This is a genomic window from Pseudoalteromonas sp. BSi20311 (assembly GCF_000239875.1).
Taxonomy (GTDB): Bacteria; Pseudomonadota; Gammaproteobacteria; order Enterobacterales; family Alteromonadaceae; genus Pseudoalteromonas.
The window spans coordinates 1-13,082 of the sequence record NZ_BADU01000072.1 but is presented as its reverse complement, the minus strand read 5'-3'; the positions used below and the strand labels follow the sequence as shown (position 1 = coordinate 13,082).

Annotated in this window: 12 protein-coding genes; 9 read left to right on the top strand and 3 right to left on the bottom strand. The window is 40.4% G+C overall.

The window, feature by feature from the left end:
* The first annotated feature begins 237 nt into the window (after positions 1-237).
* The 4 genes from P20311_RS07900 to P20311_RS07885 all read left to right on the top strand — a co-directional run bounded on the left by P20311_RS07900 (position 238) and on the right by P20311_RS07885 (position 8,090).
* Positions 238-1,839: a hypothetical protein gene (locus P20311_RS07900; protein WP_008111496.1), complete on the top strand. Its 1,602-nt coding sequence runs from the start codon at positions 238-240 to the stop codon at positions 1,837-1,839.
* A 93-nt stretch (positions 1,840-1,932) separates the two neighbouring features.
* Positions 1,933-4,644: a TonB-dependent receptor domain-containing protein gene (locus P20311_RS07895; RefSeq protein WP_008111495.1), complete on the top strand. Its 2,712-nt coding sequence runs from the start codon at positions 1,933-1,935 to the stop codon at positions 4,642-4,644.
* 202 nt (positions 4,645-4,846) lie between these two features.
* Positions 4,847-5,986, top strand: coding sequence for an aspartate-semialdehyde dehydrogenase (gene asd, locus P20311_RS07890; RefSeq protein WP_008111494.1), 1,140 nt, complete (start codon positions 4,847-4,849; stop codon positions 5,984-5,986).
* A gap of 145 nt (positions 5,987-6,131) precedes the next feature.
* Positions 6,132-8,090 carry a methyl-accepting chemotaxis protein gene (locus P20311_RS07885; protein WP_008111493.1) on the top strand — a complete coding sequence of 653 codons (1,959 nt, stop codon included), beginning with the start codon at positions 6,132-6,134 and terminating at the stop codon, positions 8,088-8,090.
* A 37-nt stretch (positions 8,091-8,127) separates the two neighbouring features.
* Here the strand turns inward: P20311_RS07885 and P20311_RS07880 are convergent, their stop codons facing one another.
* Positions 8,128-8,931 carry an ion transporter gene (locus P20311_RS07880; protein ID WP_175611416.1) on the bottom strand — a complete coding sequence of 268 codons (804 nt, stop codon included), beginning with the start codon at positions 8,929-8,931 and terminating at the stop codon, positions 8,128-8,130.
* A gap of 100 nt (positions 8,932-9,031) precedes the next feature.
* Here P20311_RS07880 and P20311_RS07875 point away from each other — a divergent pair, with 100 nt between their 5' ends.
* The 5 genes from P20311_RS07875 (at position 9,032) to P20311_RS07855 (ending at position 11,279) form a co-directional block, all read left to right on the top strand.
* Complete coding sequence (locus P20311_RS07875) at positions 9,032-9,238, top strand: hypothetical protein (protein ID WP_008111491.1); 207 nt, start codon at positions 9,032-9,034, stop codon at positions 9,236-9,238.
* 6 nt (positions 9,239-9,244) lie between these two features.
* Complete coding sequence (locus tag P20311_RS07870; RefSeq protein WP_008111489.1) at positions 9,245-9,532, top strand: hypothetical protein; 288 nt, start codon at positions 9,245-9,247, stop codon at positions 9,530-9,532.
* A gap of 137 nt (positions 9,533-9,669) precedes the next feature.
* Positions 9,670-9,864 carry a YwbE family protein gene (locus P20311_RS07865; RefSeq protein WP_008111487.1) on the top strand — a complete coding sequence of 65 codons (195 nt, stop codon included), beginning with the start codon at positions 9,670-9,672 and terminating at the stop codon, positions 9,862-9,864.
* Positions 9,861-10,379 carry a DUF4240 domain-containing protein gene (locus P20311_RS07860; protein ID WP_008111485.1) on the top strand — a complete coding sequence of 173 codons (519 nt, stop codon included), beginning with the start codon at positions 9,861-9,863 and terminating at the stop codon, positions 10,377-10,379. The genes P20311_RS07865 and P20311_RS07860 overlap by 4 nt, the downstream gene beginning before the upstream one ends.
* 444 nt (positions 10,380-10,823) lie before the next feature.
* Positions 10,824-11,279: a hypothetical protein gene (locus P20311_RS07855; RefSeq protein WP_008111484.1), complete on the top strand. Its 456-nt coding sequence runs from the start codon at positions 10,824-10,826 to the stop codon at positions 11,277-11,279.
* Here P20311_RS07855 and P20311_RS07850 read toward each other — a convergent pair.
* Both P20311_RS07850 and umuD read right to left on the bottom strand, forming a co-directional pair.
* On the bottom strand, positions 11,276-12,532 hold the full coding sequence (locus P20311_RS07850; RefSeq protein ID WP_008111482.1) for a Y-family DNA polymerase: 1,257 nt from the start codon (positions 12,530-12,532) through the stop codon (positions 11,276-11,278). The two genes, P20311_RS07855 and P20311_RS07850, sit on opposite strands and share 4 nt — an antisense overlap.
* A complete protein-coding gene (gene umuD / locus P20311_RS07845) occupies positions 12,520-12,933 on the bottom strand; it encodes a translesion error-prone DNA polymerase V autoproteolytic subunit (RefSeq protein ID WP_008111480.1) in 414 nt (137 codons plus the stop codon). Before umuD ends, P20311_RS07850 begins: the two co-directional genes overlap by 13 nt.
* Positions 12,934-13,082: the final 149 nt, after the last annotated feature.

Sequence of the window (13,082 nt, the reverse complement as noted above, 5' to 3'; positions counted from 1 at the left end):
CGTTCAGTTAGTGTGGTTTTTTTGCCTGCCTTTTTAAAGCAACCAATTGATTTTTAATTAATTAACATTGTCATTTTATGTTTATTAAAGTGTAACTTCATTGTCATAACACTCCCGTATTGTACTTCGTATTCGATAACTCAAGTGACCTTAATGCATGAGTATCGTGCCTTAAAGTGACTTAAGTTATTACTTAAAGCGCTAACACAATAATTAAATACTTTTACGGAGTGAACAATGAAATTATCTGGCTTATTCAAAATCAGCTTAGTGGCTACAGCAATGACACTTGCTGGTTGTGGTGGTGATATAGAAATTACACCAACCGTTAATGATAACAGCACCAGTACAGACAACAGTGTTAATAATTCTAATAACAACACCGGTTCAACAACGGATGATGAGGCTGTATGTGCAAGCTATGAATCAGATGCAGGCACGGTTACAGGTGTGGTCAGTGGTATAGATTGCTTATACAACGATTCATTTTCAAGTAAAACTATTTCAATTACTAACAACATTACTTTTAAAGAGTTACCTGGCGGTGGTGTACATGTATTTGCTGACGCCCTGCAGATTGGTGAAGATGGCAACACTGTTGATGGCTTTTCTATTCCTACTAATGGCCCAACGATGACTGTAGAGCCTGGCGCAACCCTTGCGTTTCAATCAGGTGAAGCGATTTTACGCATTGCACGTGGTGCAAAAATTCAAGCCGTGGGTACAGCAGAAAAACCAGTAGTATTTACCTCAGCTAATGCCTTTGACCGTTTTGATACAGCTGGTGAAGGTGCACGTTATGCTGACTGGGGTGGTATTATCATTAATGGCCAAGGTATTACAGATCAATGTACTGATGCAGAGCGTGATGGCGGTACATGTAACGTAGCCTCTGAAGGTATTACAAGCTACTTTGGTGGTAACGATAATAGCGATTCAAGCGGTAATATTAAATGGGCTAAAGTATGGTATGCAGGCTCTGGCCCTCGCGTAGGTGGTGAAGGCGACGATTTAAATTCATTAACACTTAATGCTGTTGGTTCAGGCTCTGAGTTTGATTACATTCATATTCACCAAGGCTTTGATGACGGTATTGAAATTTTTGGTGGTGCAACCACGCTTAAGCATATTGCAGTGACTGATACCCAAGATGATTCGTTTGACTTTGATGCTGGTTGGCAAGGTAAGGCACAGTACTTATTTGTTCAGCACGGTACAGTAACGCTAAACGACGGTTCAGTGGTTAATATGGGTAACAATGGTTTTGAGTCTGACGGTGTTAAAGGTTCATCTTCTGCGCAAGTATCACCTTCAAACCCTATGGTTGCTAACGTGACGGTAATCACCACTGATGGCAATTCAGTTCGTGATGATGACCCTTCACAAGCTTACAAGTTTGATGACCAATTTAATTCAAGCATTTATAACGCGTTAATCGTTAAGAAAAACGCCGTTAATACTCAATGTATTGAATTCTCAGGTGATGGTGAGAAGCAAGCCGATAACATCTCTTTTACTAGCTCAGTAATGGCGTGTTCAAATAATTTCGCTAATACAGATACTTTTGCTGGTGGCCCACTTGCTGGACAAACTAAAACTGCCTGGTTTGAAAATGGCGGTGCCAGTGAAATTTTAACAGATGACGTTGCTGTTCTTGCTGCGAATGGTTTTGCTACTAATACGGCTTCTTCAGATGTGAGCGTCACTGCCACTGATTTAAGTACAACAGATGCGTTCTTTGATTCTGTTAATTACATCGGTGCCGTATCGGATCAGGATACAACGTCAAATTGGTATAAATGGGTTGAAGCAGCAGTAGCCGCAGCTAACGCAGACTAATTTAACACTATTTATAAACTTTTGAAGGCGCCTTGGAGCTTGCATAATAAGCGTTTGGCGCCTCTTTTGTATAATCTGATCAGGATGTATCTTATGTCTAAAAAGCATAGACTTAATCAAATTACATGGGCGATTGGTTTAGGGCTGTGTGCCCAATCTGTAAGCCTGTTTGCTGCGCAAAATGATGTTGATGTAGCCCAAGAAATAGAAGAAGTAGTGGCAGTAGGTACGCGTTTACAAGGCAGTGCTGCTGCTGTGGTTGAAGAGCGAAAAAACCAAGCCTTTGTAGCCGATATTTTAGGCTCAGAGCAATTAGCGCGTACTGGCGATAGCGATGCCGCTTCTGCTCTTCGGCGTGTAACCGGTTTAACCCTCGTTGATGGCAAGTTCATTTATGTGCGTGGTTTAGGTGAGCGTTATTCGAGTGCACGTTTAAATGGTGCGTACATACCCAGCCCCGATTTAACTCGCAATGTGATCCCGCTTGATATTTTTCCCGCTAGTATTATTTCCAGCATGGCGGTACAAAAAGCTTACTCACCAAATATGCCTGCCGCGTTTGGTGGCGGTAATATTGACATTAGAACCAAAGCTGCACCAAGCGAGTTTACAGCGGGTGTAGAGGTGGGTGTTGGTTATAACACCGCGGCAAGCGACGGTTTTACTTACAACCGTAAAGAAAGCGGACTCCCTGATGCGTTATCATCTGCAATAACACAATACCGAGGTGATTTTGGTATTGGTAACATTGTAAAGCGCGATGGCTTAGTCGATGGTGACACAACACGTGCAGAGCAAGCGACTGCGATTAACAACGAATTACTGAAGTCGTTACCGCTTGGTTATGAGTTAAAAGAAGACTCTCTCGATCCACAATACAATATTAAAGCCCATTATGGTGATAGCTTTAGCGAATCTTACTTTGGCGGCAAGTTAGGCTTTATGCTTTCTGGTGCTTATAAAAACGAGTGGGATTTTGAAGACCGATTTAGCTCAGTGATAAGCCAAGATTTAAAAAATGAAGACGGAAAAATTGACTGTACGACAGCACTAAATACTGCCGATGATGTTGCAAATTCATGTTTTAATACAGTAAAAAATGCTCAAGTGACCACAGAAAACGAGCGTTATAATGCGTCATTTAGTTTAGGCTATACCCTAGATACCCACAGCATATCAGCGCAGCAGCTGTACATTATTGATAATGAAGATGAGTCTGAAATTGCGATTTCGCAAAGTCCAGCGGGCAGTTCAACATTCAGTATTGCAGGGGATGGCGTTGCTAACCGTAACCATACTTTTAACTATGAAGAGCGACAACTCAATATTACCCAGTTTATTGGTCAGCACACCTTTTTAGATTACATGGGGATTGGCGCTGATTGGCAGTATACCGAAGCGAAAGCAACAACGGATATTCCTACAAATGCTGACTTTGAATTTCGCGATGAGTACAACACCGACGGTTCGTATGCGGGTTCTCAAATTACAGGTGATGATAACCGTGTTATTATGTCATACACCAACATGGAAGAACGCGTAAAGTCTTACAGTGGTAATTTAAACTTACCGCTTAGCTTTGACAGCATGGATGTTGAATTTAAAGTAGGCTATGACTTCTCAGATAGAGCACGTATTTTTAATACCTCCAGTTTTGCTATTAATAACAGTGGTGGTGCTGGTATCACTATAAATGACGGCAGTGATAATGCGCTCAATAATAGCGGATACCTAAGCGATGAATTTATTAATAATAACGCGATACTGGTTGATTTTAATGAACCAACAGCCCCTGATGCGGATGATTACCTAGCAGGACAAAAAGTTGATGCGGGTTATGCCTCATTTGATGTGTTTTATGATCAATGGCTACGCATTAGCGGTGGTGTACGCTATGAACAATTTAAACAAACGTCTATTGGTACATCTAGCCTAATATTTGATCAAGATGACTTGAATACTTTCTACGACCCTGAAAAAATTCAAGCGGGCTCTATTGTTTCAGACGATTGGTACCCTGCGCTTTCTGTTACCTACGTAGGCGCTGACAACTATCAAGTACGTGCTGGTTATGGTGAAACGGTAGTTCGTCCGGATTTTCGTGAAGTGGTACCGGTTACCTACTTTGATCCACTTACCGATATTAGAACATTTGGTCGTACAGGGCTTAAAAGTAGCCCGATTAAAAACTATGACTTACGTTATGAATATTACGGTGAAGCCGGTAATTCGTTTAGTGTTGCTGCCTTTTATAAAGACATTACAGCCCCCATTGAAACCGTTCTTAATATTGGCGATGAAGACTATTCAGCCTCATTTATTAATGGTGAAACTGCTGAGGTCTACGGTATAGAAGCTGAATGGTTGCAAGACCTCACGTTTTTATCTGAAGGGTTATTTACCAGTGGTAATATTACTTTGAGTGACTCAGAAGCGTCTATCGATCCTGCGCTTGCCGGTACGTTAACTAATCCTAAAAAACGTATGACGGGTCACTCAGAGTACGTTGTTAATTTGCAACTTAACTATGATTCACTCGATGGTATGCACAGTAGCTCTTTGGTTTATAACGTATTTGGTGAGCGTATTTTAGCAGCAGGTGTAGCGAGTCGAGATGATGCTTATGAGCAGCCATTTCATTCATTAGATTTAGTTTATACCTTTTACCCTGATTTTAATTCTAAGGTGAAGTTTAAAGTTAAAAATCTACTTAATGAAGATCAGGAAGTATCGCAATCAGATATTATTGTTCGCTCTAAAGAAGTCGGTATGAACTTTGATATTAGTTATAGTTACGAGTTTTAAGTAAAAGCCCAAGGATAGGATTTATAACAACGCCTAACTACTCATTAGCCCTGTATTTTATACAGGGCTTTTTTATGTGTATGAAAAATATTTAAGTTACAGTTTATTGACTAGTTTTAGCGTGCTGGTGGTGTTAGCTTAGGGCTGTAAAAATTAAATCTCACGCAATGAATTTTTAATTTTTAATGTATAGGCTCCTTTTATGAATCAAACAGTGGAACAAACAATGAAAAAAGTAGGATTAGTCGGATGGCGCGGCATGGTAGGCTCAGTGTTACTCGAGCGAATGGAACAACAACATGATTTTGCACATATCGACACCACCTTTTTCACCACCTCACAAGCGGGTCAGCTTGGCCCTGAGTTAGCGGGTGCAGCTAAACCGCTTTTAGATGCCAGTGATATCTCTGAACTTGCAAAAATGGACATTATTGTTACCTGTCAGGGTGGCGATTATACCAATGCGGTGTATCCAAAATTACGTGAATCGGGTTGGGATGGCTATTGGATAGATGCAGCCTCTGCACTGCGCATGAGTGACGACAGTATTATTGTGCTTGACCCTGTTAACAAAGATGTGATTGAACAAGGGCTAGAGCAAGGTGTTAAAACCTTTGTAGGTGGTAACTGCACGGTTTCACTTATGCTACTAGCACTGGGCGGTCTATTTGAGCAAGACCTAATCGAATGGGTAAGCCCAATGACCTACCAAGCTGCGTCGGGCGCCGGTGCGCGCAATATGAAAGAGCTCATTGCCCAAATGGGTGCTATTCATGCAAGTGTTGCGCAGCAATTAGATAACCCAAGTTCAGCTATTTTAGAAATTGATAAAATAGTCAGCGAAAAAATGGCATCAAGCGATTTGCCACAAGACCAATTTGGTGTGCCGCTAGCAGGTAGCTTAATCCCATGGATTGATGTGCCTATGCCAAGCGGTCAATCAAAAGAAGAATGGAAAGCGCAAGTAGAAGCCAACAAAATTTTAGGCTCATCAAAACAGCCTGTGCCTATAGATGGTTTATGTGTACGTATTGGTGCAATGCGTTGTCATAGCCAAGCGATGACGATTAAACTACGTGAAGACATTAGCGTTGAGAAAATAGAAGAAATTTTAGCCTCGCATAATGAGTGGGTTAAAGTAATTCCTAATCAGCGCGACCTTACCTGTACCGACTTAACCCCAGTTAAAGTAACCGGCACGCTGAGTATTCCTGTTGGCCGTATTCGTAAACTTGCCATGGGGGCAAAATATATTAGCGCCTTTACCGTAGGCGATCAGCTTTTATGGGGCGCAGCAGAGCCACTGCGTCGTATGTTACGCATTATTGTAGACGGTGAATAATTCTCTAATTTATTAATTTAAAGGGTTAGCTACGGCTAGCCCTTTTTATTAACCTTGCGAATCAATATTAATATTCTTGTCTCATTTCTTGCTCAACGCCTTTAGTCACACTATATTTTTAAGAGTGTTTTTAGAGGTTAACTTCATGAATATATCAAAAAAATTAAAGCTCTCTTTTGCATCAGCAATTGCTCTACCGTTATTAATTATAGCCGCTTTAGTTATTTCTCAAACCAGAGAGCAAGCACTGGAAAATTTCTCCGTACTAAGTGAACGAGAAGCCCGCCAAGTTGATAACGCAATTACCATGTTTTTTGCTGAAATTGCCAAAAATGTTGATTACTTAGCCTCTCATGAAACAATTAAAAATGCCCGTAAAAACATAAAAACACATATGGATATCGGCACTGAGGTAATGCTTGATCATCCTAATCAAAGCCCAACAGAGCAAGCTGCTTATAGTTTATTTAATCACTTTGGTGAGACTCACCCTGGGCTTGCTTATATTTACATGGGGAATGAACAAGGTGGTTATATTCAATGGCCTATGGGAAACGTAAACGCTAATTACGACCCCCGTCAGCGCCCATGGTATAAAACCGCTAAACAAGCGAACGGTAAAACAACCCGCACTAATGCTTACTACTGGGCAGCTGATGATTTAGTGATTGTATCTACGGTTAAAGCCATTATTGATAACGGCGAGTTAATTGGTGCTCAAGGGATGGATGTTTCATTAGGAGGGCTTACTGACATAATTGCTAATATTAAATTAGGCGAAACAGGCTACCTAATGTTGATTGAAGACAGCGGCAGTGTGCTGGTGGATGTAAAGCACCCAGATTACCGATTTAAAAACCTAGCTGATATTGAGGGCGGAAAATATGCCGATTTAGCTAAAAATAATCAAGGCCTGTTTGATGTCGATATTGATGGAAAACAGTATATGGCCAATATTTACACGTCACCCATTTTGGGGTGGAAGTTTATTGGGGTGGTAGAAAAGTCTGAGGTAATGAGCGCGGCTAATGCAATGGCTTATACCATTTTAATTATTAGCGCGATATTAATTGCCGTATTTATCGCGATAGCGAGTTATATTTCTAAACTTATTTCTGCTCCTATTGTTGAGGTAAGCGACGGTTTAACTGAAATATCACAAGGAGGAGGGGATTTAACCCAGCGCCTAGCGATAAAAACTAAGGATGAAACCGCTAAATTAGCCACTAGTTTTAACTTATTTTTAAATTTGATCAGTGAGCTGGTGACGCAAATTAATGAGTGTGCGCAAAATGTCAGCAAAACTTCATCGCAAACTTCATCGCAAGCTGCACAATTAACAAGCTCTACCAGTCAGCAACAACAAGCCTTAGAAATGGCGGCAACGGCTATTAATGAAATGGCTGCCACTGCTAATGAAGTGTCGAGTAGTTGTGCGAATGCGGCGGATTTAGCGGTTCAAACACAACAAGCATCAGACTTGGGGCAATCGGTTATTACTCAAACCGTAGAAAGTGTGGTGCAGTTATGTGATGTAATTAACCGTGCTTCAGCAGATATCACTCAACTTGATGCAGAAAGCGAAAATATTATGTCTATTTTGAGCGTTATTCGCGGTATTTCTGAGCAAACCAATTTACTAGCATTGAATGCTGCAATAGAAGCTGCGCGCGCTGGAGAGCATGGGCGAGGTTTTGCAGTGGTTGCTGATGAAGTGCGTGCGTTATCGCAACGCACTGCCGAGTCGACCGAAGAAGTGGCGTCGCAGTTAGATAAACTACGTACTATGTCATCTAAAGTGTCTAAAGACATGGAACGCAGTATAGAAACTACTAATAAAACTGTAGAGCTTGCTCATTCGGCGCAACAACAGTTTAGCGAGATCACAGCCTCTATTGTTAATATTAGCGATTTAAATACCCAAATAGCCACCGCAGCTGAAGAGCAGCAACACGTAGCTGAAGACATAAACCGAAACGTTATCGAGATTAAAAATGCAGCCGATGAGGTCAGTGATATTGCTGTTAGCACCAGTGACAACGGTAATGAAATGAGCCGTCTTTCATCGATATTAACGGACTTAGTAGGCAAGTTTAAAGTATAAATAATAGGGCAAGTGCATACTTGCCCTTTTATACATGCTATTTATTTTTAAGTAATTGCTTTAACTCTGTTAGCTGTGCTTTTAATTCGTTTACTTGGCCTTGGGTGGCCGGTAGTGAGTCGTTATCGGCTTGCTCTTCACGTGCATTGCGATGCTCTTCACTCATCACCTCTAAGATTGCCCCGACCATCATATTTAAAAATACAAATGCAGTTAAAAAGATAAAGGTTAAGTAAAAAATCCAACTTAATTTGTATACCGCCATGGTTTCGTACATCACGTCGGTCCAATCTTCGAAGGTGGCTATTCTAAACAAGGTGAGCATAGAAATAGACACATCGCCCCACAGTACCGGGTTTATCTCAGCAAATAACATGCTACCTGTAGCAGCATAAATATAAAAAATTACAAACATTAGCAGCGCAATGTAGCCCATTTGCGGGATAGCTTTTATTAGTGAGTTCACTAATAAGCGCAGCTCTGGGATCATAGACACCAAACGTAGTACGCGGAAAATACGCAGCAGTCGAGCAATAAAAATAGTCGAGCCTGCCGCAGGATATAAACTTCCGATCACTATAATGAAGTCAAATATGTTCCAGCCTTTGGAGAAAAAGTCTCTGATACCTTTACTGGCAATATAACGAATAACTAGTTCGATTAAGAAAAACACCGTAATGCCTATATCCATCCAATGTAGAAATAGCTCAGCGGTAGGGTGTAACGAATAGGTATGTGCACCTACGGTCAGTGCAGAAACAACAATAACTGCAATAACAAATGATTGAAATAATTTACTTTTATCGATACGCTGGAACAGCTCTTGTAACTGCGACAACATCATAACGTGCCCTTAACGGTTATAAATACAAAACCAGTGCAATATACAGCAAAAATAACGAAAATCAGTAGTTTTCCGGTTAAAATATAAGGAATTTTGAATGTTGAATCATAACTTAAAGTATCTACTTTCGTTATCGGTAATCGTAGTGTTAGCAGGGTGTAGCAGTGATAGCCGTTATCATGAAATTCAATCAGCCCGATTAGGTGAGTGCAGTCATATGGCTGACAAGGAATACCATGAATGTGTTAAACAACAACAAGACAGCTACAAAGAATTTAAAAAGCAACAAACCGCTGAGCAGTAATAAACAATGACCAAAACCCAAAAGCAGCTAGATAAACGTATTCGTCAGCAATTAACACTGGCTTGCGAGCAAATAAAAGATAATGTTGAGGGCTTTAGCTTTCTTACCCATTCGGCAGATTTAAATAATTTACCATCAAAGTTTACCGTAAGCTGTTATTTTATTGATGCTATCGCACTAGAGCAGGCAAAACAAAAAAATCAGCTAGATTACATTGAGCAGCTTATTTGTAATGTATTAGCTAGTTTAAATATTCATATAAAAAACAATGCCATTTCATTTTTTAAGAAGTAAAAATAGGTATGTTGTTTTTGTTTAGCTATTCTTCATTTTAACGTAGTTCAGGCATTTATAGGCCTAGTAAAAGCTTTAATATAGAGAGATTTTATTAAGCAGGCTATAATCCCCAAAAATAGCAAAAGAGATTATATATGGCTGTTCCAACACGTTCACAAATAACACCCGGCACAGAGGTTAATATTGTGCTTAAACAAGATCAACGCAGTGGTACATTAACTAATGGTATTGTGTCGCGTTTATTAACCAAGTCGCCTAATCACCCGCATGGTATTAAAGTACAATTAGAAGACGGCCAAGTGGGTCGGGTAAAAGAGATCCTTGCATGAGTGAGCTAACCTTAACTGATTTTTGGCGCTTGGTTACTGTCGAAGATAAAACCTCAGAGCCCGATTCAGTGTGCCAATCGCTTAAGTCGGCACTGAGTGACTTATCAGATGAGCAATTAATTGAATTTGATAAACAGTTTAGTATTTGTATGCGCCAAAGTTATACTTGGGATTTATTTGGTGCGGCGTTTGTTATGGCAGGCTGTAATGACGAATATGGCTTTTCAGAATTTCGTTGTTGGTTAATATCCCGTGGTGAAGCCGTATTTAAAGCCGCACTAGAAAACCCTGATAGCTTAGCTCAGTGCACACCGCTTTATTTTTTAAACGAGCAACCTTACCCGTATTTAGATGAGTATGACCTAATTGCAGGTTTGTTATATGAAGAACGTAATGACGATGAATTACCGTTTATTTCCTCAGGACTTGAACAACCTAAAGGCAAACGCTTTAAAGACAAGCCTAAGTTTTTAAAACAAAGTTACCCGCAGTTATTTGCTAAGTACTGGCAATAAACTCAGCTTATTATTAATGCATTACTTAATTAACCTGAACTCCGGATAATAAATCCATCTCAAGCAGCTATTTTCAGCGCTAACTGCGTTGAATTTACTTGCAATAGGCTAGCTATTGACGCGTAATTTCGCCTTGTTTTCACTAAAAATTTCTAGCTAGAGAAAAGTAGGTAAAAATATTTTTTGATTAAACATGTTAGTAAATCTCTTAACCAGAGTTCAGGTTAATCACAAGTAATGCATTTTCTTCCCCCTTTATGTAATAAAGCTTACACCTAGTTTAATCGTATTTGTTGTTAGCTACGTATTTTAAATTAGTCTTTGCGCGGCAGTTCATAACGTAACGACTTCGCATCTTTTATAGTAAATCTCTGTTATAGTTAGAAATAGCTAAGCATAGTCACAGTGCTTGATCATGGTTGATACACGAGGATAGAGCTTATAATGAAATGTTTCACACTGGTTTTACTTACCATAAGCCTTTTTAGCTGTTATGCAGTGGCAGGCCCAAGTAATAAAACTCGCTTTATTCCACTATTAAAAACTAAGCTAGGTAATTACGAAGTTACCTCAAGTAACTCGGGTTTATGCACTAATAGTCGATTGCAATTTAATAACCCTGAAGATCCTGAGCAAGGTTTTAGCTTAGGTAAAGAGATTTTGTTTAACTCATTACACAATGGCACTCGTACTATTCAAAAGCCTAATTATTGTTTTATTACCAGCTCACTTAAATACAAAACTAATGGCCTAGAAAACGGCTTACGTATGAGCCGATGTGATAATCCAATTCACGAAAGAACCATTAAACAAACCATTATTTTTTTAACCGATAACACCCTTAAATACACCTTAGATAACCCAAGTGTAGAATGCGAATTTATTAAAGTTGCTGACTAACACTGTATTTTAGGAATATCGCGCCAACGGGTTGTGTATTGCGGCGATAAAAAAGCTCTATTCATATGCCAGCGTTCGTTTAGTTGGCTGCTTGCCACGCTAAGCATTCCTTTACCAAAGCGATGATTTATCGCATCTAAGCAGCCCATTAACTGCGGGTTATCGGTTTGTTGCTCAAATAACGTATGTTGTTGAAACTGCTGTGGGCTGAGCTCTAACGCACCGACCCCGCATTTATAAAAACGAATACCCGGCTGATATATCTGCTCAAAACTCTTTGATACGGCACTCGCTATAACACGGGTATCGTTAGTGGGCGGATCAAATTGATGCATAGCTGACTTTTTATAAAAGGCTTGCTCATGTGACGAGCTGGCCGCAAAAATATAAATACGATGAGTGAGCGACTGTTGCGCTCTTAATTTTTGTGCAACCACGCTGCCATGATTTATTAATGCGGTTCTCACTGCATCAGGATCGCTAAGGCGCTGGCCAAAACTACGTGTTGAAAAAATAGCTTGTTTGTCTTGGCGTACATCATCCCAGTTTAAACAGGTAATGCCATTGAGCTCGTTAACTGTGCGCTCAAGCACCACGCTAAATTGGCGACGAATTGCTTTTGGACTTTGCCCAGCCAGTTGCCACGCAGTATTAATATTCATTAGCGTCAGTTTTTTAGCTAAACGTTTACCCACTCCCCATACATCTTGGCAGTGCATACGTTGTAAAATAGCTTGTCGGCTTGCTTCATCATCAATCACGGCGACCCCATTAAAGCCAGTTAGCTTTTTAGCGGCATGATTCGCGGCTTTAGCTAAGGTCGGCGTTGGTCCAAAACCAACCCCCACAGGGAGTTTGGTTTCGCGCCATACCGTACGCCTAATTAGCTGGCCGTATTGATGCCAATCGGTAATTAGTGGCTGATAGCCTTTAAAGTGCAAAAACGATTCGTCAATACTGTAAACATGCTGGGTGTCACAAAAGCGGCCAATCACACTCATCATTCTATCGCTTAAATTAGCGTACAGCTCGTAGTTAGATGAGCGCACAACCACCTGATGTTTTGCTAGTAATTGCTTTACTTTAAAGTAAGGGCCAAATTTAGGAATATTAAGCTTACGGGCAATCGGGCATACCGCACACACGCAGCCATCGTTATTGGTAAGCACCACTACCGGCTTTGAGCGAATGGCGGGATCAAATACTTTTTCGGCGCTGGCATAAAAAGCAACCGCATCAACTAAGGCATACATGAAAGTAACTCTGGGCTTTGGCGGTGCAACCTAATTGAGCGGGTTACCACGCCTTCAAGTTGAAATTCATCAGACTCGGTTAATTGCACGGGCTTATAAGCAGCAGAAGCCGAGAGCAGCCGCGCATTAGTTTTATCTAGCAGCTTACATACAAATAAACCATTTAAGTTTGCCACAATAACATCGCCATCTTTGGGAATTTCAGCACGGTCAACTAACAGTAAGTCGCCCTCAAAAATACCAATTTCTTGCATAGAGCATCCTGAGGCAACGCCAATAAAGGTGGCATCTGGGTGTTTTATTAATAGCTCGTCGAGTGATATCCCTAACTCACTATACTGCGCTGCAGGCGATTCAAACCCGCAAACACCGGCCTCTATATAAATGGGAATAACAAACATAACACAACCTAAAACGCATATACTGTATAAGTGTACAGTATATGCGTTTTGTATCAGTTATGCCAAGTAATGAATGGCGGATCAATCCATGTTTTTGATCATTTGTTGGGCAGTATATAAAAAGTCATTGATTTGCTGTGAGTTCACGG